Source organism: Mycobacterium parmense, from assembly GCF_010730575.1.
Classification (GTDB): domain Bacteria; phylum Actinomycetota; class Actinomycetes; order Mycobacteriales; family Mycobacteriaceae; genus Mycobacterium; species Mycobacterium parmense.
Genome location: NZ_AP022614.1, coordinates 333,902 through 353,991 on the forward strand (window position 1 = coordinate 333,902; position 20,090 = coordinate 353,991).

Below are 20,090 nucleotides of genomic sequence, written 5' to 3' on the forward strand. Positions count from 1 at the left end.
CGAAGAAGCCAGTGTCACGCTCGCTTTCCTAGAGCCCGAAGCGCGCCTTGACGTCCTTGGTCTGGAAGTGCTCGACGATGATGCCCAGCAGCGGGATGGTGCCGGACAGCAGAACGCCGACCGTCTTGCCGATCGGCCACCTGACCTTGATCGCAAGGTTGAACGCCGTCAGCACGTAGAGGAAGTAGACCCAGCCGTGGACGACCTCGATCCACCGGATCTCGTGGTGGAACACCAGGTGCGAGACGATCTCGTAGCACAGCGCGATCAGCCACAGCCCCGTCGTCCACGCCATCACCCGGTAGCCGAGCAGGGCGGTGCGGATCTTCTCGACCGGGGCCGCCGCGGCCGGGGCTCCGGGGGTGTCGGGTGTGGTCATGCGGTGGTCCTGTTCTGCTTTTCGGAGTCGCGCTTCGCGAGCTCGGCCAGGTAGGCGTTGTACTCGCGCAGCGCGGGATCGTCGGTCGGTTGTGGTGCGGCCTTCGGGCGCTCGGGCAGCAGGCCGGCGGGGATCTCGGTGACGGCGGCCGCCGGGTGCGGCTCGGGCGGCGCCTCTTCGTAACGGACGAACTTGCGGTACGCGTAGACGCAGAACCAGGCGAACAGCGGCCACTGCAACGCGTAGCCGAGGTTCTGGAAGTCGCCCGACGGCGACTGGAACCTGGTCCACTGCCACCAGCCCAACGCCAGGCAGCCGCAGGCGGCGACGATCACCAAGGCGATCAGCGCGGGTCTGCGCCGACGCCTCCGAACGGCCTGAGTGGACACCCCATGAAGGTACCGCGCGCGGGTGGCGCGGTCGGTGTGACGTGATGACGACCGGGGACCCGACAGAGCGATAGGATCGCTGAGCGCGCGGGCGTGGCGAAATGGCATACGCGATGGCTTTAGGTGCCATTGCTCGAAAGAGCGTGAGGGTTCGAGTCCCTCCGCCCGCACCGATTCGACGAAATCGTTTGAGGCGTCGGGGGCGTCAGGGCGTCGTCGGTCAGCCGTTGCAACGCCCAGGTCGTTGCCCACGCACCGCGGCGCGGCCATGTTGTTCGAGGTGTTGGAAGTGCTCGTCGCAGCCGCACAGGCCGTCCCTCGTCTGGCGGGTGGCCTCCGTCGCGTGGCCGTCTTCGATGCAGATGGCACAGGGAACAACGATGGACATGCGATCGAGCGGTGTGCTCGTCGTACGGGCGGCGGGTGGACGGCAAGGCGCACCACGCGCAGACAACCGGGGCGGCGGGGCGTCGGTCGCAGCACCAGGCGGGGGCGCAGAGAGACTGGAGCTGGCCATGGTTCACCTCGACTGTCGGTCCCGCGCCCGACCGGGCGGATGAGCCTATCGTTTCAGCGAGTCCGCGCGCGGGCACGAGTAGCGCGCTACCTGAAAGCGGCCGGCCGTGCCACCTATGACCAGGTAGCCGAAGGTGATTCGAGCGCACAGGCCCGCAGTGCCGCCTCACCCGAGGTTTGACCTTTGGTAAGGCAACCCTTAGTTTGTGGGAGTGGCCTACCGGACCGAAGTATGTTGCCGTGTGCCCGCTCGCAGCGTCCGGGGGGAGGGGCGCTGATGGCACGCGGCTTTCAGGGTGTGGTGCTGCGCAGCTTCGGTGCCCGCGACCACACGGCGACGGTGATCGAAACCGTACGCATCGCTCCGCACGTCGTGCGGATCCGGATGGCCTCGCCGACGTTGTTCGACGATGCGCGGGCCGAACCCGCGGCGTGGCTGCGGTTCTGGTTTCCCGATCCGGACGGTTCGAAGGCGGAATTCCAGCGCGCCTACACCATCTCCGAAGCGGACGCCTGCAGCGGCCGCTTCGCCGTCGACGTCGTGCTGCACGATCCGGCGGGCCCGGCGTCGCTGTGGGCGCGCAGCGTGGAGCCGGGCGCGACCATCGTGGCGATGTCGCTGATGGGCTCGTCGCGATTTGCCGCGCCCAACCCGCAGCCGGCCGGGTACCTGCTCATCGGTGACTCGGCGTCGGTCCCGGGAATGAACGGGATCGTCGGGGTCGTGCCCGACGACGTCCCGATCGAGATGTACCTCGAGCAGCACCACGACGACGACACCCGCATTCCGCTCGCGCAGCACCCTCGGCTGCGGGTGCGCTGGGTTGCCCGGCGCGACGAGAAGTCGCTCGCCGCGGCCATCGATGCCCGCGATTGGTCGGACTGGTATGTCTGGGCGACGCCCGAAGCCAAGACGCTCAAGCACGTACGGCTGCGGCTGCGCGACGAGTTCGGCGTCCCCAAGTCGGCCGTTCACGCCCAGGCCTACTGGACCGCCGGCCGCGAGATGGGCATCCGGCGGGGCGACGAACCGGAGACCGCCGGGAACGCACCGGCACGCGGGTGGTCGTTGCGGCGAATTCTCGCGCCGGCGACGCGGGCCGACCGCCCAGCGGAATCCGGCTGACCGGCTCACCACAGCCGGCCGCAGCGCTTGCCGTATGCCTTACTGTTTGTCGGGCGGGTACAGCTGTCGGAGTGCGGGAGGCATGTTTGCAATGAGTGCGGTGGTCTCGATTCCGCGGTCTCCGGGTGACGTGACGGCCGAATGGCTGTCGGCCGCGCTCAGCGAGAACCGCCCACCTGTCGAGGTTGGCGAGGTCGAGGTGGTCGCCATCGGCACCGGACAGACCGGAGCGACGTACCGGGTGACGGTCAGGTACGCGACGGACCCGGGGGATCTCCCGTCGACGTACGTCATCAAGCTGCCCGCCCAGGACGACACCGTGCGCGATCGGGTGACCGTCGGATACCGCAGCGAGTGCGCGTTCTACGCCTCGGTGGTCGACCAGGTGGCCGTGCCGGCGCCGCAGTGCTTCTACTGCGAGATCGCCGAAGACGCCATGGATTACGCGCTGTTGCTCGCCGACCAGGCGCCCGCGGTCCAGGGCGATCAGATCGCCGGGTGCGGCGAGCGGGAGGCGCGGCTCGCGGTGACGGCCCTCGCCGGGCTGCACGGGCCGAGCTGGTGCGAGCCGATGTGGCTGGATTTTCCCGGCATCGCGTTCGCGCGACCCGATGAGGCCGGCGCCGGCGGCATGGGTGAGGTGGCGAAGATGAGCGCCCAGATCACGCTCGACAAGCTGGGTGACCGCATGACCTCCGAAGACCGCGAAACCTTTTGGCTTGCAATGGGTTTGGTAGGTCCGTGGCTGTTGACCGAGTACGATCGGTTCGCCTTGCTGCACGGCGACTACCGCCTGGACAACTTGTTGTTCGATCCGGACCGCACCCGGGTCAGTGTCGTCGACTGGCAGACGCTCGGCGTTGGCCTGCCGGCCCGGGATCTCGCCTACTTCACCGCGACCAGCCTCAACTCGCAACTGCGCGCGGAACTGGAGGCGGACCTGGTCGCCGCCTATCACACGGCGTTGTGCAGCTGCGGGGTCACCGACTACGACCGCGAAACCTGTTGGCGTGACTACCGGCTCGGCGTGCTGCAGGCACCGCTGATCTCGGCGCTCGGGTTTGCCTTCGCGGCCGCCACCGAGCGCGGGGACGACATGGTGCTGACCATGCTTCGCCGTGGGTGCCGGGCCATCCGCGAACTCGGGACGCTGGACCTGATCGGCTGAGGATTTAGAGCTCGTCCGAGAAGTCGGCGCTGAGCCAGCGGTCGGGGCGGATGGTGAACAGCACCTCTTCCTGACCCTCGAGGCTGCGGACGAAAGCGGGCCCGGCCTCCTCGCCGAGGTACCGGATGGCGATGGCTTCCTGCAGATCCACCGGGGCCGGGAGGGTGGTGTCGACGACCGTCCCCTCCACCACCACGTATTGATAGGGCAGATCCTCGCGCTGGACGACGAGCGTGACGGCGCCCGCCTGCCGGATGAGCCGGGCCTTGCGACTCGACGCCCCGGTCATGATCCGGACGTTCCCGCCCGGCGTGTAGTCGTACCAGATCGGGACGCTGGCCGGGGGCCGCCCATCGGCGGCCGCTACCGACAACACGGCGACATGCTTGGCCGCCAGGAACTGCTGACGCTCGGTTTCGGTGAAGCTCTTCATGTGCACTTCAAACGGCCGTCCCGGCCGCCTATTCCCGAGCCCCGCGCGCTTGCGCGTTCAGTACTGGGTCGAGCCCTGGTCGACCGGTATCTGGGCGGCGGTGATTTTGCGCGACTCGTCGCTGGCCAGCCAGCACACGGCGTCGGCGATCTCTTCCGGTTCGGCGACCCAGTCGGGCAGAAACGGAGTGAGGACGTGCGACAGCTGAGGGTTGCTCTCCATCACCTTTCCGACCGCCGCGGCCATGTCACCGGAGCCCATCGGGGTGTTCACCGGTCCCGGGTGGACGCTGTTGACCCGGATCGAGTGCTTGCCCAACTCGGCGGCGAAGGCGCGTGCCAAACCGGTGACCGCGTGCTTGCTGGCGGTGTAGTGCACCATGAACGGCTGCATCTTCTTGCCCGCCGCGGAGCTGATCAGGATGATGGAGCCGCCGCGCCCGCCTTCGATGATCTTGTGCGCCCCGGCCATCACGGTGTTCCAGGTGCCCGTCACGTTGATCTCCATGACATCGCGAAAGGATTCGGGCGTGATGTGGTTCCAGGCTTGCGGAGCGGCGATGCCGGCGTTGGCCACGATGATGTCGAGGCGTCCGTACTCGGCAACCCCGTCGTCGACGGCCTTGCAGAGTCCCTCGAAGTCGCGGGTGTCGACGACCGAGGCGCGAATTCGGCGGTTGGTCGCCTCGACGAGGCGGACGGTCTCCTCGAGATCCTCGAGAGTGGCCGGGTCGTAGGGAACGCAGGACGGCAGTTTGTCGGCGATGTCGACGGCGATGATGTCGGCACCCTCCTGGGCCATCCGGACGGCATGCGCCCGGCCCTGGCCGCGGGCCGCTCCGGTGATGAAGGCGACGCGGCCTTCGAGCCTGCCGCTCATCGCTGTGCCGCCTTGACCAGGTTGGAGCCGATGATCAGGCGCTGTATCTCGCTGGTGCCCTCGTAGAGCCTCAGCAGTCGCACGTCGCGGTAGATGCGCTCGACGGGAACGCCGCGCATGTATCCGCTGCCGCCGTGGATCTGCACCGCGAGATCCGCCACCTTTCCGGCCATTTCGGTGCAGAAGAGCTTGGCGGCCGACGGCGCGACGCGGCGGTCTTCGCCTGATACCCACAGCCGTGCCGCCTCGCGGACGAGCGCCCGGCCGGCCAGCACCCCGGTCTGCTGGTCGGCGATCATCGCCTGCACCAGTTGGAAGCTTCCGATCGGCGCCCCGCCCTGGGTGGCGGTGGCGGCGTATGACACCGATTCGTCCAGCGCGCGCGCCGCGGCACCCACCGCCAGTGCGGCGATGTGCACCCGGCCGCGGGCCAGGGAGGTCATCGCCGCCCGATAGCCGATGTCCTCGCTGCCGCCGATCAGAGCGTCGCTCCCGGCCCGCACGTCGTTGAAGTTGACGTCGGCGGTCCACGCGCCTTCCTGGCCCATCTTGGTGTCCTTCGCGCTGACCTCCACGCCCGCGGCGTCGGCGGGGATCAGGAAGACGGCGATGCCCGGACCGCGGTCGTCGGCCGGGCGGGTGCGGGCGAACACCACGAAAAGGTTGGCGACCGGTGCGTTGGTGATGAACCGCTTCTGACCCGAGATGACCCAATCCTGGCCATCTCGAACGGCTTTGGTGCGCAGTCCGGCGGGGTTGGAACCGGCGCCGGGCTCGGTCAGTGCGAAGGACGCGACGACCTCGCCCGACGCCATCGGCCCCAGCCAGCGGCTCTTCTGCTCGTCGGTGCCGAATCCGACGAGGACCTGCCCGGCGATGCCGTTGTTGGTGCCGAACATCGACCGAAGGGCCAGCGACGTGTAGCCCAATTCCATTGCCAGCTCGACGTCTTGGTTCAAGCTCAGACCGAGGCCACCCCACTGCTGGGGAATCGCGTAACCGAACAGCCCCATCTTCATAGCCTGCTCGCGAAGGTCGTCGGGAACGCGGTCGTCGTTGAGGATTTCCTGCTCGCGCGGCACCACGGCGGTCCGGACGAAGTGACGAGTCTGGGCGAGGATCTGCCGGAAATCCTCGTCGGAGACCTCGGTGACTTCAGCGGTTGGCATTCGGCGCACGCTCCTCACTGGCTCGGCGACCCGGGCTCGGTGAGCGATCCTATATGAAATACGATATTGGCTCGACAGGGTGCCCCGAGGGCGCACGCGAACCAGGTGAGGAGGCGTGATCGAGTGTCGTTGCTAAGCGGTCAAACTGCGGTGGTCACAGGCGGTGCCCAGGGCCTGGGCCTGGCGATCGCCGAGAGGTTCGTGGCAGAAGGTGCGCGCGTGGTGCTCGGCGACGTGAACCTCGAGGCCACCGAGGCGGCGGCCAAGCAACTCGGAGGTGACGACGTCGCGGCGGCGGTTCGGTGCGACGTGACCCGGGCGGACGACGTGCAGGCCTTGGTCCAGACGGCCGTCGACCGCTTCGGCGGCCTGGACATCATGGTCAACAACGCCGGAATCACCCGCGACGCGACGATGCGCAAGATGACCGAGGAGCAGTTCGACCAGGTCATCGACGTGCACTTGAAAGGCACCTGGAACGGGCTGCGGGCGGCGGCGGCGATCATGCGTGAGAACAAGCGGGGCTCGATCATCAACATGTCGTCGGTGTCGGGCAAGGTCGGCATGATCGGGCAGACCAACTACTCGGCGGCCAAGGCGGGAATAGTCGGCATGTCGAAGGCCGCGGCCAAAGAGCTTGCCTACCTCGGTGTCCGGGTGAATGTCATCGCCCCCGGGCTGATTCGCTCGGCCATGACAGAGGCGATGCCGCAACACATTTGGGACCAGAAGGAGGCGGAGGTCCCGCTGGGCCGGGCCGGTGAGCCCAGCGAAGTCGCCGGCGTCGCGGTGTTCTTGGCCTCGGACCTGTCCTCCTACATGACGGGCACGGTGATGGAAGTGACCGGCGGACGCCACATCTGAGGAGGTAAGCCCATGCGCCAAGCCGTGATCTGTGAACCTGTGCGGACGCCGATCGGCCGCTACGGAGGGATGTTCACGTCACTGAGCGCGGTCGACCTGGGCGTCGCGGCGCTCACCGGCCTGCTCGAGCGCACCGGGATCGCGCCGGACGCGGTGAACGACGTCATCCTCGGGCACTGCTATCCGAGCAGCGAAGCGCCGGCGATCGGCCGGGTGGTGGCCCTGGATTCGGGTCTGCCGGTGACGGTTCCCGGCATGCAGGTGGACCGTCGCTGCGGCTCGGGACTGCAGGCGGTGATCCAGGCCTGCCTACAGGTGAGCGCCGGCGATCACGACGTCGTCATCGCCGGGGGCTGCGAGAGCATGAGCAACGTCGCCTTCTACTCCACCGACATGCGGTGGGGCGGCGCCCGCGGCGGTGTACGCGTGCACGACGGGCTGGCGCGCGGCCGTACCACCGCGGGCGGCCGCCACCACCCGGTGCCCGGCGGAATGCTGGAGACCGCCGAAAATCTGCGACGCGAGTACGGCATCTCCCGCCGCGAGCAAGACGAACTCGCGGTGCGGTCTCATCAGCGCGCCGTGGCGGCGCAGAAGGACGGGGTCTTCGGCGAGGAGATCGTCCCGGTGGCGGTGCGCACCCGCGGGGGCGAGGAACTGGTCGACACCGATGAGCATCCGCGCGCCGATACCTCGGTGGAATCGCTGAGCAAGCTCAAACCCGTTCTGCGCGAAGACGATCCGGAGGCCACGGTGACGGCCGGGAATTCCAGCGGGCAAAACGACGCGGCGGCGATGTGCGTCGTGACCACGCCCGAGAAGGCCGACGAGTACGGTATGCGGCCGCTGGTGCGCATGGTGTCGTGGGGTCTGGCGGGAGTGGCGCCCGGCGTCATGGGCATCGGCCCGGTTCCTGCCACCGAGGTCGCGCTCGCCAGGGCGGGCCTGCGACTCGGTGACATCGACCTCATCGAGCTCAACGAAGCCTTCGCCGCGCAGGCACTGGCGGTGATGCGGGAATGGAAGTTCGGCGCCGCCGACCAGGACCGGACCAACGTTCACGGTTCGGGAATCTCGCTGGGTCACCCCGTCGGCGCGACGGGTACCAGGATGCTGGCCACCCTGGCACGCGAACTGCACCGGCGCCAGGCGCGCTACGGCCTGGAGACCATGTGCATCGGTGGCGGCCAGGGGCTCGCCGCGGTGTTCGAGCGGGTCGGTTAGCGTGCGGCCGCTCACCGGCCTCACCGTCATCGAGATATCCAGCTTCGTGGCCGCGCCACTATGCGGTATGACGCTGAATCAGCTTGGTGCACAGGTGATCCGAGTCGACCCGATCGGAGGCGCCTCGGACGTCAAGCGGTGGCCGCTGGCCGCCGACGGCACGTCGATCTACTGGACCGGGCTGAACAAGGGCAAGCGCTCGGCCACTTTCGACGTGCGCTCGACCGAGGGGCAGGAACTGGTCCAGCGGCTGATCGTCGGGGGTGACGGCATTGTCGTGACTAATGCGGTGCTGCCCTGGCTGAGCCATGATGTGTTGGCCGCCAAGCGGTCCGACGTCATCCACGTGCAGCTGCTCGGCCGCGGCGACGGATCCACCGGCGTCGACTACACCGTCAACGCGGCCATCGGATATCCACTGGTGACCGGCCCGGCCAATCACGCGGGCCCGGTCAACCACGTGCTGCCCGCCTGGGATGTCTGCTGCGGCCTGTATGCGGCCCTCGCCGTTGTCTCGTCGGTGCACCGGCGCGATCGGTCGGGGGAGGGCGCGCGGGTTACCCTCGCGCTCGAGGACGTCGCGCTGGCCACGGCCGGAAACCTCGGGTTGCTGACGGAACCGCAGGTGACCGGAACCCAGCGGGAGCGCCTGGGCAACGCGATTTACGGCCAGTATGGGCAGGACTTCACCAGCTCCGACGGCACACGTTTCATGGTGGTCATCCTGACTCCCAGGCACTTTCGCGACATGGTCAAGGTGACGGGCACCGGACCCGCGGTGGCCGCACTGGCCGAGGCACTGGGCGTGGACTTCCATGTCGAGGGCGACCGGTACCGATACCGCGACGTGCTCTCCGGCTTGTTCGCCGACTGGTTCGCCAACCACACGTCCCAAGAAGTCACCGCGGCGCTGTCCCGCACCACCGTGTTGTTCGAGCGGTACCGCACCTTCGCGGAGGTCGTGCGGGACCCGAAAGTGACTGACAATCCGTTGTTTTCCCCGTTGGACCAACCGGGTATCGGCAGCTACCTGGCCGCCGGCCTGCCGGCCGCGTTCGACGGAGTCCATCCCACCAGCCAGGCCGCGCCCACGCTCGGCCAGGACACAGCCGACGTCCTGAGCGAAAACCTCGGGTTGACCGCCGCGGACATCGCGCGTTTAGCGGACGCCAAAACGATCGCCTGAAGGGACCCAACAGCGCATGACCAGACTCGCCCAGACCCTCGGCCTGACGGAATTCCAGACCGACATCATCGCGACCGTAAGGCAATTCGTCGAGAAGGAAGTCATCCCCAACGCCGTGGAGCTCGAGCGCGGTGACACCTACCCGCAAGCACTCGTCGACCAGATGAAGGACATGGGGCTTTTCGGGCTGATGATCCCGCAGGAGTATGGCGGCCTGGGGGAGTCGCTGCTGACCTACGCGCTGTGTGTCGAGGAGCTGGCGCGGGGCTGGATGAGCGTGTCCGGGGTGCTCAACACCCACTTCATCGTGGCGTACATGCTGCGCCAGCACGGCACCGACGCCCAGCGGCAACGCTTCCTGCCGCGGATGGCGACCGGGGAGTGCCGCGGCGCCTTCTCGATGTCGGAGCCGGAGCTGGGTTCCGACGTGGCGGCGATCCGCACCCGCGCCAAGCGGAACGCCGACGGCAACTACACCATCGACGGCCAGAAGATGTGGCTGACCAACGGCGGCAGCTCGACGCTGATCGCGGTGCTGGTGCGCACCGACGAGGGCGCCGACAAGCCGCACCGCAACCTGACGGCCTTCCTGGTGGAGAAGCCGACCGGCTTCGGGGAAGTGTTGCCGGGCTTGGTGATTCCCGGCAAGATCGACAAGCTGGGCTACAAGGGCATCGACACCACCGAGCTCGTCTTCGACGGCTACCAGGCCGGCGCCGACGATGTCCTGGGCGGCGCGCCGGGGCAGGGTTTTTTCCAGATGATGGACGGCATCGAGGTCGGCCGTGTCAATGTGGCGGCCCGCGCCGTCGGCGTCGGTATCCGCGCCTTCGAGCTCGCCGTGCGTTACTCGCAGCAGCGTCACACGTTCGGCAAGCCGATCGCCGAGCATCAGGCCATCGCCTTCCAGCTCGCCGAGATGGCCACCAAAGTCGAGGCCGCGCATCTGATGATGGTCAACGCGGCGCGGTTGAAGGACTCGGGGGAGCGCAACGACGTCGCGGCCGGGATGGCCAAATACCTGTGCAGCGAGTTTTGTTCCGAGGTCACCCAGCAGAGCTTCCGCATCCATGGCGGTTACGGCTACTCGAAGGAATACGAAATCGAGCGCCTGATGCGCGACGCGCCGTTTCTGCTCATCGGTGAAGGCACCAGCGAGATCCAGAAGAACATCATCAGCAAGCGGCTGCTCGCCGAGTATCAGGTGTGATGTGATGACCGCGCCGGATTTCGCCGCACGGCCCCAACTCTCCGACGACGTCGCGCGCCTGATCCGCCAGAGGATCTTCAACGGCAGATACGTCGCGGGCTCCTACATCCGCCTGGACCAATTGGCCGCGGAGCTGGGAATCAGTGTGACGCCCGTGCGGGAAGCGCTCTTCGCGCTGCGCGCCGAAGGATTGATCAGCCAGCAGCCCCGCCGCGGCTTCGTCGTGTTGCCGGTGACGGGGCGCGACGTCACCGACGTCGCCAACGTGCAGGCGCACGTCGGCGGCGAGCTCGCGGCACGGGCGGCGGTCAACATCACCGACGAGCAGTTGCGCGAACTCAAGCAGATCCAGGCCGAACTCGAGGACGCCTACGCGGGCGACGACAACGAACGGACGGTCCTGCTCAACCATCAGTTCCACCGGGCCATCAACGTTGCCGCCGACTCGCCGAAGCTCGCCCAGCTGATGCTGCAAATCACCCGTTACGCACCGGAATCGGTATTCCCCGCCATCGAAGGCTGGCCGGAGCAGTCGATCAGGGATCACCGCCGGATTCTCTCGGCGCTCAAGAGGCACGACGACGGGCTTGCGCGGGCCGCGATGTCGCAACACCTCGCCGCGGGCGCGGTGCCGCTGATCGATCACCTCACCGCCCGCGGCGTGGTGGTGGACGCCGACCGTCCGGAGCCCCGCTGAGCCCGGCTGCATGTTGTCGCGCGGTCGCACCTGGGCCTACGCTGCCAGTGCGGGGGCGAGAAGGTGAAGGCGAAAGTCATGTCCCGAACGCTTGGCGCATCGGCCGTTTTCGTCGCAACTGTGGCGGCCGTGTCCCTCGCGCCGCCGGCCGGCGCCGACGCCCTGGACCCGATCCCCGGCAACGGAGTGTTCCAGGTGGGCACCGACGTGGCGCCGGGCCTCTACCGCACGGCCGGGTCGGCGTCGACCTTCGGGGTGTGGATCAACAATGTGCCGACACCGGAATCGATGTGCTCGTGGTTCACCTACAGCACCCCCGATGCGAACAAGGAGCACGTCGTTCAGGCGAATACCTCTGTCGGCCCGATGTTCGCGAGCATCCCCGCGACGGTCAAGGCCTTCGAGTCGCAAAACTGCCAGCCCTGGACGCGGGTGCCCTGATCGGCCGCCCGCGGTGGGCCTGTCCATACGATGTCGAGGTGACTGTCTTAGTCTTTTCATCGCACTTGGTCTCTGCATCGCGCCACAAGCGATGACCACAGCGCTGCTGGCGTCGCTTGCCGCCGTGGAACTCGGCGGCGTCATCACCCTCGGAGTGCTCCTGATCGTGTCGCGACGCCAGCTCAAGCGGGCGAGAAGCGAACTCAGGAGAAGCCGCGCACCCGAGATCGGCCGCCGACGGCGACGCCTCGGGCCGGCCCCGCTGGCGATCAGGACCGCCTGGAGGACGGCCGATTCGCTGATGACGAAAGGCATTGGCGCAACGGTCCGCAACTCGATCGAGGATCTCGCGGGATGGGCGCAGGTCGAGCGTCCGGATCTCGCCAGATTGACCGCCGACGGCGACGTCGTGATCGCGTTCTCCGATATCGAGGATTCCACCGCCCGCAACGAGGCGCTGGGCGACCGCGGATGGGTGAAGGTGCTCGAGCGGCACAATCGGCTGATCGAGAAGCAGGTGGGCGACCACAACGGCCACGTGGTCAAGAACCAGGGCGACGGGTTCATGATCGCCTTCGCCGACGCCGGCGAAGCCGTGCTGTGTGGGATCGGTGTGCAGCGGGCTCTGGCCGCCGACGCCGACAGGTGGGAAGGCGTTCGCGTGCGCATCGGCATTCATCTGGGGAGCTCGGTCAGACGCGGCGACGACCTCTTCGGACGCAACGTGGCCCTGGCCGCCCGGGTTGCCGCACAGGCCGTCGGCGGCCAGATCCTGGTCAGTGAATCGGTCCGCGATGCCGTCGACGGCCTGCCCGGCATCGAACTCTGCCCTGCCCGCGAGGTCGAACTCAAAGGTTTTCAGGGACGGCACAATCTGTATGCGGTCAGCCTATCCACTCGACAAGAAGCGAGGTTGCAATGACAACAGCGGTCGACCCGTCGGTGCCGCCCAGCGGTGCCGGCTGTGTGGAGTGTGAGGATGCGGGCGGCTGGTGGGTGCACCTGCGCAGATGTGCGGCCTGCGGCCACATCGGTTGCTGCGACGACTCGCTGTCCCGGCACGCCACCGAGCACTGGCGGCAGACCGGGCACACGATAATTCGCACGTTCGAGCCGGGCGAGGACTGGTTCTGGAATTACGAAACCCGGGACTATTACGAGGGGCCCGAACTCGCCCCGCCGCAGTGCCATCCCGAGGGCCAGACCGTGCCCGGCCCACGGGATCGGGTGCCCGCCGACTGGGCCGACCTACTCCGCCGGCGACGCGACTGAGTCCACGTGGTCGTGTGGTCGCCTACGGCGACGCGCGCCGGTCGGCGTCGGTCAGCATCTCGCGCAGTCGGCGGGTGTCGACCTTGCCGGTGCCGCCGCGCGGGACGTCGTCGTCAGTGGTCAGCAACAACCAGACCGTCGGCACCTTGAACGCGCTGAGAGACGTTCGGGCACGGCGCCTCAGCTGCTCCTCGGTGAGGCCTTCGCCGGCCACGACCGCCGCGCCCACCCGCGTCCCCGCGGCGCCGGGCACGTCGGTCACGAATGCGTTCCGAACCCCGTCGACGGTTCGCAGCGCCCGCTCCACCTCCGACGGGTAGACGGTGGCGCCGCTGACCTTGAACATGTCGTCGGACCGGCCGTGGTAGAACAGGAACCCGTCCCGGCTCAGGAGTCCGAGGTCGCCGGTGGGGTAGAAGCCGTCGTCGGTGAACACTTCCTCACGGCTGCGGCGGCAGATCCCGCGCAGGATATGCGGACCGCGGATCTGGATCATACCGGCGGTGTCCGCCGCGACCGGGTCTCCCGTGTCGGGGTCGACGATACGTATCTGGATGCCCGGGAAGGGCTTTCCGCAACTTCCCCAGGCGGCGCGCGGCATGTCGGTGTCAGCCGGATAGCCGCAGTAGGGCCCGAACGCCTCGGTCATCCCGAACAACGTGGCCCGGGCGCCGGGCTGCGCGCGATGCTCGGGCGGTAGCAGGGCGGGCAGGCTCCCCGGCCGCAACGCCGTCAGGTCGGCGCCGGCCGCGTCCGCGTGCTTCGCCAGTGCCTCGGCCTGGTCCGGCCAGCCGCGAAACAGGGTGACCCGCTCCGTCTCCAGCAGCCGCAGTGTGGTTTCGGGCCTCGGGATCTGCTCGGTGACCAGGGTGGCGCCCGACAACAGCGTCGAGAGTATCCCCGCGCCGAACCCGCCTACCCAGAAGAACGGCATCGGAAGGTACAGGCGGGTTTCGGCCGTGATGCACCGCGCCGCAAGGCCGGACCGCACGGCGCCCAACGCATTGCCGTGGGAGTGCAGGACTCCCTTGGGAGCACCGCTGCTGCCCGACGTGAACATGATCACCAGCGGGTCGGCGGCGGTGACCGTCTCGGCCATCGCGCCGACCACCCGCCGAGCCCGCTCACCCGTCATGTCGTCGAGCCGGTCGACCGTCCACACCTCGCGCAGCGCGGGCAATCCGGGTTGCGGAACGGTTCCGAGTTCGTCCAGGTACCGATGGCCGCGGAACTCCTCGACGCTCACCAGATACCGCACCGCCGCGGCCCGCAATTGCGCGGTGAGTTCGCGTGCCGTCAGCAGCGTGCTCAGCGGGACGAGCACCGCGCCGACGCGGGTGAGCGCGATGGCCACCTGGACCCAGCGGACGCCGTTGGGCATGATCAGCCCCACCGGGGTGCCTTTGCCCACGCCGGCCTCGACGAAGCGGGCGGCCAGATCCCTTGTGGTCGAGTCGAGTTCACGATAGCTGAGTCGCGACGCGGGATCGATCACCATCGGCTTGGAATGGTGCCGCGCCGCTTGCAGTGTCACCAGGCGGTCGATCGTGTCAGGCATCGAAGAGCCTCTTCAGCCGTGCTGTGTCGACCTTCCCGCTGGACAGCAGCGGGATGTCGGCGCGGCCGACGGTGAGAACCCGCCTGGGGATCTTGAATGCCGACAACTCCGTCTTGAGCCGGTCCCGCAACGTCGCTTCGTCGATGGGTGCGGCGCCGTCGGACGCGATGAGGACCGCGGCCACCGACTGCCCGCGTTCGGCGTCGTCGAGGCCGACCACGTATGCCTGGGCCCCCGTGACGCGCGTGATCGCGTCCTCGACCTCGGCGGCCGAGACGTTGGCGCCCGCGGTCTTGATGGTCGACGACAGCCGGCCGACGAAGTAGTGCAGGCCGTCGCGGTCGGCGCGCACCAGATCGCCGGTGTGGAACCAGCCGTCGGCGTCGAAGCACTCTTCGCGGCTGCGTTTGTAATAGCGCTGCATGACGAACGGCCCCCGGATGCACAGCTCCCCGGCGTCACCGACGGCCACGGGCGCTCCCGTGTCCGGATCGACGATCCGGGTTTGGAATCCGGGCGCCGGTTTGCCGAACGACCCGCGACGCTTCTCCGGTTGGTCTTCCTCGTCGTCGCCGATCAGGACCACGCCGCCACCCTCGGTCATGCCCAGCATGTTGTGGCGCAGCTGCGGGTCGGCCGGCCGGACGCCGGGCGCCATGATCGGGTACAGGTTGCCCCGTCGCATCGACGACAGGTCGCGGCGCGCGAAGCTGGGGTGCTCGGCCAGATGAGTGATGCCGGCCACGAAACCATTGGTGATGGTGGGCCTTTCGGCCTCGAGCAGATCGAGCGTCTTGCCGGCGTCGGTGGCGTTGGAGCACACCAGGGTCGAACCGGCGACCAACGTCGCCAGCAGTCCGAACGCGAAGCCGCCGATCCAGAAGAACGGCGAATTGCAGAACAGCCGGTCGTCGGGCGTCAAAGCCCGGATCCGGTTGAGATTGCGCTGGTGCCCAAGCAGCGCGGCGTGCGTGTGCACGACTCCCTTGGGGGCGCTGGTGGAGCCCGACGTATACACGATGGCCAGCGGGTCGCAGCCGTCGACGTCGTCTTCCAGCGCCTCGAGCAACCCGGCGTCAACGGAGTCGGCGAGCCGGTACGCACGGTCGATCCCGGCGCCGATCGCGACGTGACGCAGTTGCGGCGCAACGGTGGCGAAGAGAGGACCGTCGGAGCCCAGATCGACGTCCGGCACCGCGTGTGCGATCCGCGCCGCGTAGTCGTGGGAGCGAAACGACTCAGCGCTCAACAGGATCTGGGTGTCGCTGTCGACGAGCTGTTCGCGCAACTCGCGGGCCGTGACGAAGGTGGAGAACGGGATGACGACCGCGCCGAGTCGTGCGGCCGCCAGCATCGCGACGACGAACTCGGGGCCATTCGGGAAGAGAAGACCCACGTGGGTGCCCTTGCCGGCGCCGAGGGCGAGCAGTCCGCCGGCCAGCTGGGCGGACCGGCGCTCGGCGCCGGCGTAGCTGAGGCGCTCGTCGTCGCAGACCAGCAGCGGGTGCTTCCCGCGCGAGCTCGCCCGGTGCCGGATGGCCTGCGCGACGGTGCAGAAGTCAGCGGGCATGGTCGCCGTGGGCAACGGGTTTCTCGAAGAAGCGCCGCACCGCGGCGAGGTCGGCCTTGCCCGACGGCGTCCGCGGGATAGTGTCGACCATCGCTATGGTTGTGGGAATCTCGTATCCCGCCAATCGGTTTCGCAGGAAGGCCGTGAGATTGTCGGCGTCGGTGGAGCCGGGCCGGCGTAGTTCGACCATGGCGACGGGTGTCTCGCCCAGGCGTGTGTCGGGCCGGCCGACCACGGCGGCGCCGGCCACTGCCGGGTGGGCTTCCAGCGCGGCGCGCACGTCGTCGGGCATCACCTTGAACCCGCCGCGGATGATCGCCTGGTCGGCTCTGCCGGTGATCCAGAGGAATCCGTCGGCGTCCATGCGGGCCATGTCCGTGGTTCGCATCCATGGTGCCGACGGTCCCAACTGCGCCGGCCTGACCTCGAGCAGTCCGACGTTGTCGGGCCCCAGTGGCGTGCCGTCGTCGCCGACCACCCGAAGCTGCGCGCCGGGATTGGCCCGTCCGACGCTGCCGCGTTTTGCCTGCCAGTAGGTTTGGTGGTCCGGCAGTGTCCAGCCGGCGACACCACCACCGAATTCGGTTGCGGCGTAGGAGGTCAGGACCGGGATGCCGTACTTCTCGGTGAAGGCGTCGGCGTCGTCGGCCGACAGCGGAGCGGTGCCACAGGTGACGGCGCGGATGCCCGCGAGGTCGTCGCGGGTCAGGTCCGAGTGCAGCACCGTGCGCAGGGCGGCCGGAACCAGCGACACGGCACGGGGCCGGTGCTTGCGTACCGCCGCGGCCCAGGCGTCGAGCTCGAACCGCTCCAGCAGCACAAAGGGTCTCGCCTCGGTGATGCATTGCAGGACCCGGAACACGCCGCCGATGTGGACCAGCGGCGAGTTGACGATCGCGACGCCGCGGCGTATCTGGGCGGGCACCGGCGCGCGCCCGGGATCGGGGCCCATGACGCTGCGCGCCAACATGTCGTACCCCAGGTCGACTCGCTTCGGTGGACCGGTCGTGCCGCTGGTCAGCATGCGCACCGCCACATCGGGCCGGGAATCGGGCCAGCTGGTGTGGCGCGTTGGGCCGCCGACGTCGTCGCGAAGACCCGCAATCGTCAGCGTCGCAGAACCTGCGGGCACCAGCGCCGCGAGATCTTCGGACTCGCCGACGACCAACGGCAACTGTAGCGCGGCGATGTCGGCTTTGATCCGCTCGTCACGGCGCGACGGGTTGATGACGACGACGGTTCCGCCACCGAGCAGCACGCCGAGGAAGGCGGCGACGTGGCCGGGCCGGTTACGCAGCAGCATTCCGGTGCCGCGGCCCTGCTCGGCGCTCAGGGAGGCGACACGCCGCGCGAGCACCCCGACGTCGCTCCACGAAAACCATTGACCGTCATACTCGATGGCGGGCGCGTCCGGTCGCAGGTCAAGTACGTCGTTGATGCGTTGAGCCAGCGGGTGCATCAACGGATCTTCGGTGCAGGTGCGGTGGGCGCTCCGGTGCGTTCGAGGCGCTGTGCGGCGAGTTCGGCTGTGCCGAGCGGATTACCGAGACGCGTGTAGATCAGCCCTTGGTCGAGTGCCACACGATAGGGTTTGTCGAGCGATTCCCAGATCGCCTTGACGGTGCCTTGCGTTGCGGTCGGCGGTTGGGCGGCGATGGTCGCCGCGATCTCGTGGGCGCGGTCCCAGAGCCGCTCGGACGTCACCACTTCTGACACCAGCCCGATACGCAGCGCGGTGTCCGCGCCGACGCGCTCGTCATTGCCCATCAGGGCGATGCGCAGAGCCTCCCCGAGACCGACGCGTCTCATCAGGCCGATCGGCTCCAGCGCGCAGACCAGACCGGCCGACACGTGGGAGTCGAAGAACGTCGCGTCGTCGGCGCAGATGACGATGTCGGATTCGTTGACGAAGTAGAAAGCGCCGGCGGTGCACATGCCCTGGACCGCGCACACCACGGGCTTCCACATCTTCTGCCACTTGGGGCTGAGCGACTCCCCGGGATCTTCGTGGTTCCACACGTTCTCGGGCTGGCCGTAGGGGGTTTTGATGTCCAGTCCGGCGCTGAACGCGCGGGCGCCGGCGGCCCGCAGAACCACCGCGTGCACCGAGTCGTCGAGCTTGACAGTGCGCCAGGCGCGGGCCATCTCCTCGCACATCGTCCGGTTGAACGCGTTGAGCTGCTCCGGCCGGTTCAGCGTGATCGTGGCGACATGATCGGTTTCGTCGACCTCGAGCAGGATGGTCTCGAAAGAGTTCGCCGTACTCACCGGCACTGCCAATCGGGCGTGCGCTTTTCGACGAACGCCTTGGGCCCTTCGGCCGCGTCCTCGGTGCGCAAGACACGCTCGCGGAACGTCTCGGCCATGATCTCGGCCTCGTGCAGCGGCACATTGAGGCCCTTGAGAATGGCCAGGCGGGTTCCCCGGACCGCCAACGGCGCGTTGGAGTTGACGATGCCGGCGATCTCGTGGGCGCGTTCGAGCAGCCGGTCGTGCTCGACGACCTCGCTTATCAGCCCGAGCTCGTAGGCGCGGCCCGCGCTCATCCGCTCGTGCTTGCCCATCAAAGCCATCCGCAGGGCAATGGAGCGGGGCAACACGCGCGACACCCGCACCATCTCGCGCCCGGCCACCAGCCCGATGCTCACGTGCGGATCGAAGAAGGTGGCCTGCTCCGAGGCGATCACGATGTCCGACGTGGTGACCCAGTCCATGCCGGCACCACAGCACAAGCCGTTGACCGCGGTCAGCATCGGCTTGGCCGCCGCGCGAAACGGGGGAGTGCCCTCCTGCGGCGCCTCCCATTGGTCGTAGGTCGACAGGTATGGCCGCTCGTAGATCACCTTGCCGTCTCCGGGAATGGCCTTGACGTCGGCCCCGGTGCAGAACGCACGTCCGGTGCCGGTCACGATGGTCAGCCACACGTCGTCGTCATTCTCGGCTTCGTCGTAGGCGGCACGAAGCTCGGTGATCATGTGCGGACTGAGCGCGTTCAGGGCCTCCGGGCGGTTCAGCGTGATGGTGGCGGTGTGCCCGTCGACGTCGTAGTTGATGGTGTCGAACGAGTCTGTTGCCATCCGTGTTCCCTTCTCGCCGCTGCGCTCAGCGGCCATTGAATTCAGGTGGTCGGCGTTGCCGGAAGGCCTCCATGCCTTCTTTGAAATCATCTGTGCGACAGGATAATTCCAGATTGAACAGCTCCTGGTTCAGTGACTGGCTCAGTGTCGCATGCTGACCGAAACCCAAGGCCTGCTTGGCCAGCCCGATCGCGACCGTCGGGCCGTGGGACAGCCGGTCCAGCAATTTCCCGGCAGCGCCGCTCAGTTCGGGGGCGCCCACCACCTGGTGGATCAAACCCCACTCGGCCGCGTCGATCCCACTCACTTTCTCGCCGAGCAACAGCATCCTCCTGGCCCGAGCCAGGCCGACCAGGCGGGGTGCCAACCAGGTCGACCCGGAATCCGGGCTGAAGCCACGTTCTACGAAGGGTTCCCAGAACACCGCATCGGCGGCGGCCACGGTGAAGTCCGCCGCCAGCGCGAGGTTGCAGCCGAACCCGACGGCCCGTCCCTGCACGCTGCACACCACCGGCAGGTGAATGGTCGAGACGAGCTCTATCACGCGATGGGCGGCATGCGGGATTCGTCGCGTCAGATCGCCGGTCCGCGGACGGCGGCGGCTGTTGGCCCCCACCAGGTCGACGCCGGCGCAGAAGTCGTCGCCGGCGCCCTGGAGGTGAACCGCGCGCAGCGAGTCGTCGGCGGCGGCCTCTGTCAGCGCGTCGACGAGGGCACGGATCATCAATTGCGTCAATGCGTTTCGGTGAGAGGGTCGATCGAGCGTGAGCCGCAGCACCGCGTCATCCCGGTGCACCGTCACCGCGCCGTCGCCGTCCGCGCCGGCCTCCTGACTCACCGTCGCATCCGGCCTCTCTCCGCCGATATGGTTACCCATACAGTAGGCAATACGATTGATACGCTGTATAAGTTAGCAAGGAAACGGTACCGAC

Annotated in this window: 20 protein-coding genes, 1 tRNA gene and 1 pseudogene; 11 read left to right on the forward strand and 11 right to left on the reverse strand. The window is 68.1% G+C overall.

From position 1 onward, the window contains the following. Window positions 1–28: 28 nt before the first annotated feature. Both G6N48_RS01510 and G6N48_RS01515 read right to left on the reverse strand, forming a co-directional pair. Window positions 29–379, reverse strand: a complete 351-nt coding sequence (locus G6N48_RS01510) for a DUF3817 domain-containing protein (RefSeq protein WP_085268932.1) — start codon at window positions 377–379, stop codon at window positions 29–31. After that, window positions 376–768, reverse strand: coding sequence for a hypothetical protein (locus G6N48_RS01515; protein WP_085268931.1), 393 nt, complete (start codon window positions 766–768; stop codon window positions 376–378). Before G6N48_RS01515 ends, G6N48_RS01510 begins: the two co-directional genes overlap by 4 nt. Before the next feature lie 87 nt (window positions 769–855). Here G6N48_RS01515 and G6N48_RS01520 point away from each other — a divergent pair. From G6N48_RS01520 to G6N48_RS01530, 3 genes and pseudogenes are all read left to right on the forward strand, one after another. Next, a tRNA-Leu gene (locus G6N48_RS01520) sits at window positions 856–938 on the forward strand. Between the two features lie 623 nt (window positions 939–1,561). Next, window positions 1,562–2,374 (forward strand): annotated as a pseudogene (locus tag G6N48_RS01525) (siderophore-interacting protein); the annotation flags it as partial. Window positions 2,375–2,501: 127 nt separating this feature from the next. Continuing rightward, window positions 2,502–3,578, forward strand: a complete 1,077-nt coding sequence (locus G6N48_RS01530) for a phosphotransferase family protein (protein ID WP_179969838.1) — start codon at window positions 2,502–2,504, stop codon at window positions 3,576–3,578. 4 nt (window positions 3,579–3,582) lie between these two features. Here the strand turns inward: G6N48_RS01530 and G6N48_RS01535 are convergent, their stop codons facing one another. Genes G6N48_RS01535 through G6N48_RS01545 form a run of 3 tightly spaced genes read right to left on the reverse strand, consistent with a single transcriptional unit; the run spans window position 3,583 to window position 6,059 of the window. Beyond that, window positions 3,583–4,011 (reverse strand): pyridoxamine 5'-phosphate oxidase family protein, encoded by a 429-nt coding sequence (locus tag G6N48_RS01535; RefSeq protein ID WP_085268929.1) that lies wholly within the window; start codon window positions 4,009–4,011, stop codon window positions 3,583–3,585. A 57-nt stretch (window positions 4,012–4,068) separates the two neighbouring features. Then, window positions 4,069–4,890, reverse strand: a complete 822-nt coding sequence (locus tag G6N48_RS01540) for a mycofactocin-coupled SDR family oxidoreductase (protein WP_085268928.1) — start codon at window positions 4,888–4,890, stop codon at window positions 4,069–4,071. Beyond that, complete coding sequence (locus G6N48_RS01545) at window positions 4,887–6,059, reverse strand: acyl-CoA dehydrogenase family protein (protein WP_085268927.1); 1,173 nt, start codon at window positions 6,057–6,059, stop codon at window positions 4,887–4,889. The genes G6N48_RS01540 and G6N48_RS01545 overlap by 4 nt, the downstream gene beginning before the upstream one ends. Before the next feature lie 123 nt (window positions 6,060–6,182). On the opposite strand from G6N48_RS01545, the gene fabG reads away from it, so the two are divergent. The 8 genes from fabG (at window position 6,183) to G6N48_RS01585 (ending at window position 12,953) form a co-directional block, all read left to right on the forward strand. Next, on the forward strand, window positions 6,183–6,923 hold the full coding sequence (fabG, locus tag G6N48_RS01550; RefSeq protein ID WP_085268926.1) for a 3-oxoacyl-ACP reductase FabG: 741 nt from the start codon (window positions 6,183–6,185) through the stop codon (window positions 6,921–6,923). Window positions 6,924–6,935: 12 nt separating this feature from the next. After that, window positions 6,936–8,147, forward strand: a complete 1,212-nt coding sequence (locus tag G6N48_RS01555; protein ID WP_085268925.1) for an acetyl-CoA C-acetyltransferase — start codon at window positions 6,936–6,938, stop codon at window positions 8,145–8,147. A 1-nt stretch (window position 8,148) separates the two neighbouring features. Then, on the forward strand, window positions 8,149–9,333 hold the full coding sequence (locus G6N48_RS01560) for a CoA transferase (RefSeq protein WP_085268924.1): 1,185 nt from the start codon (window positions 8,149–8,151) through the stop codon (window positions 9,331–9,333). A 16-nt stretch (window positions 9,334–9,349) separates the two neighbouring features. Beyond that, window positions 9,350–10,543 (forward strand): acyl-CoA dehydrogenase family protein, encoded by a 1,194-nt coding sequence (locus tag G6N48_RS01565; protein ID WP_085268923.1) that lies wholly within the window; start codon window positions 9,350–9,352, stop codon window positions 10,541–10,543. A gap of 4 nt (window positions 10,544–10,547) precedes the next feature. Continuing rightward, window positions 10,548–11,240, forward strand: coding sequence for a GntR family transcriptional regulator (locus tag G6N48_RS01570; RefSeq protein WP_085269042.1), 693 nt, complete (start codon window positions 10,548–10,550; stop codon window positions 11,238–11,240). 78 nt (window positions 11,241–11,318) lie between these two features. Continuing rightward, window positions 11,319–11,681, forward strand: coding sequence for a hypothetical protein (locus G6N48_RS01575; protein ID WP_085269041.1), 363 nt, complete (start codon window positions 11,319–11,321; stop codon window positions 11,679–11,681). A 91-nt stretch (window positions 11,682–11,772) separates the two neighbouring features. After that, on the forward strand, window positions 11,773–12,603 hold the full coding sequence (locus G6N48_RS01580) for an adenylate/guanylate cyclase domain-containing protein (RefSeq protein ID WP_085268922.1): 831 nt from the start codon (window positions 11,773–11,775) through the stop codon (window positions 12,601–12,603). Next, on the forward strand, window positions 12,600–12,953 hold the full coding sequence (locus tag G6N48_RS01585; RefSeq protein WP_085268921.1) for a UBP-type zinc finger domain-containing protein: 354 nt from the start codon (window positions 12,600–12,602) through the stop codon (window positions 12,951–12,953). Before G6N48_RS01580 ends, G6N48_RS01585 begins: the two co-directional genes overlap by 4 nt. 22 nt (window positions 12,954–12,975) lie before the next feature. Here the strand turns inward: G6N48_RS01585 and G6N48_RS01590 are convergent, their stop codons facing one another. Genes G6N48_RS01590 through G6N48_RS01615 form a run of 6 tightly spaced genes read right to left on the reverse strand, consistent with a single transcriptional unit; the run spans window position 12,976 to window position 20,035 of the window. Then, entirely contained in the window at window positions 12,976–14,511 is a 1,536-nt protein-coding gene (locus G6N48_RS01590) for a class I adenylate-forming enzyme family protein (RefSeq protein ID WP_085268920.1), read from the reverse strand. Then, window positions 14,504–16,081, reverse strand: a complete 1,578-nt coding sequence (locus tag G6N48_RS01595; protein ID WP_085268919.1) for a class I adenylate-forming enzyme family protein — start codon at window positions 16,079–16,081, stop codon at window positions 14,504–14,506. The genes G6N48_RS01590 and G6N48_RS01595 overlap by 8 nt, the downstream gene beginning before the upstream one ends. Beyond that, on the reverse strand, window positions 16,071–17,540 hold the full coding sequence (locus tag G6N48_RS01600) for a class I adenylate-forming enzyme family protein (protein ID WP_085268918.1): 1,470 nt from the start codon (window positions 17,538–17,540) through the stop codon (window positions 16,071–16,073). The genes G6N48_RS01595 and G6N48_RS01600 overlap by 11 nt, the downstream gene beginning before the upstream one ends. After that, entirely contained in the window at window positions 17,540–18,355 is an 816-nt protein-coding gene (locus G6N48_RS01605; RefSeq protein ID WP_085268917.1) for an enoyl-CoA hydratase/isomerase family protein, read from the reverse strand. The genes G6N48_RS01600 and G6N48_RS01605 overlap by 1 nt, the downstream gene beginning before the upstream one ends. Beyond that, window positions 18,346–19,158 carry an enoyl-CoA hydratase/isomerase family protein gene (locus G6N48_RS01610; RefSeq protein ID WP_085269040.1) on the reverse strand — a complete coding sequence of 271 codons (813 nt, stop codon included), beginning with the start codon at window positions 19,156–19,158 and terminating at the stop codon, window positions 18,346–18,348. The genes G6N48_RS01605 and G6N48_RS01610 overlap by 10 nt, the downstream gene beginning before the upstream one ends. A gap of 25 nt (window positions 19,159–19,183) precedes the next feature. Beyond that, window positions 19,184–20,035, reverse strand: a complete 852-nt coding sequence (locus tag G6N48_RS01615; RefSeq protein ID WP_276080261.1) for an enoyl-CoA hydratase/isomerase family protein — start codon at window positions 20,033–20,035, stop codon at window positions 19,184–19,186. Between the last annotated feature and the right edge of the window lie 55 nt (window positions 20,036–20,090).

Coding starts and splice junctions, on each gene's coding strand:
- G6N48_RS01575 (WP_085269041.1), top strand. CDS start 11,319: ATGTCCCGAACGCTTGGCGCATCGGCCGTTTTCGTCGCAACTGTGGCG.
- G6N48_RS01610 (WP_085269040.1), bottom strand. CDS start 19,158: ATGGCAACAGACTCGTTCGACACCATCAACTACGACGTCGACGGGCAC.
- G6N48_RS01580 (WP_085268922.1), top strand. CDS start 11,773: ATGACCACAGCGCTGCTGGCGTCGCTTGCCGCCGTGGAACTCGGCGGC.
- G6N48_RS01595 (WP_085268919.1), bottom strand. CDS start 16,081: ATGCCCGCTGACTTCTGCACCGTCGCGCAGGCCATCCGGCACCGGGCG.
- G6N48_RS01555 (WP_085268925.1), top strand. CDS start 6,936: ATGCGCCAAGCCGTGATCTGTGAACCTGTGCGGACGCCGATCGGCCGC.
- G6N48_RS01565 (WP_085268923.1), top strand. CDS start 9,350: ATGACCAGACTCGCCCAGACCCTCGGCCTGACGGAATTCCAGACCGAC.
- G6N48_RS01600 (WP_085268918.1), bottom strand. CDS start 17,540: ATGCACCCGCTGGCTCAACGCATCAACGACGTACTTGACCTGCGACCG.
- G6N48_RS01585 (WP_085268921.1), top strand. CDS start 12,600: ATGACAACAGCGGTCGACCCGTCGGTGCCGCCCAGCGGTGCCGGCTGT.
- G6N48_RS01540 (WP_085268928.1), bottom strand. CDS start 4,890: ATGAGCGGCAGGCTCGAAGGCCGCGTCGCCTTCATCACCGGAGCGGCC.
- G6N48_RS01590 (WP_085268920.1), bottom strand. CDS start 14,511: ATGCCTGACACGATCGACCGCCTGGTGACACTGCAAGCGGCGCGGCAC.
- G6N48_RS01535 (WP_085268929.1), bottom strand. CDS start 4,011: ATGAAGAGCTTCACCGAAACCGAGCGTCAGCAGTTCCTGGCGGCCAAG.
- G6N48_RS01570 (WP_085269042.1), top strand. CDS start 10,548: ATGACCGCGCCGGATTTCGCCGCACGGCCCCAACTCTCCGACGACGTC.
- G6N48_RS01530 (WP_179969838.1), top strand. CDS start 2,502: ATGAGTGCGGTGGTCTCGATTCCGCGGTCTCCGGGTGACGTGACGGCC.
- G6N48_RS01615 (WP_276080261.1), bottom strand. CDS start 20,035: ATGGGTAACCATATCGGCGGAGAGAGGCCGGATGCGACGGTGAGTCAG.
- G6N48_RS01510 (WP_085268932.1), bottom strand. CDS start 379: ATGACCACACCCGACACCCCCGGAGCCCCGGCCGCGGCGGCCCCGGTC.
- G6N48_RS01545 (WP_085268927.1), bottom strand. CDS start 6,059: ATGCCAACCGCTGAAGTCACCGAGGTCTCCGACGAGGATTTCCGGCAG.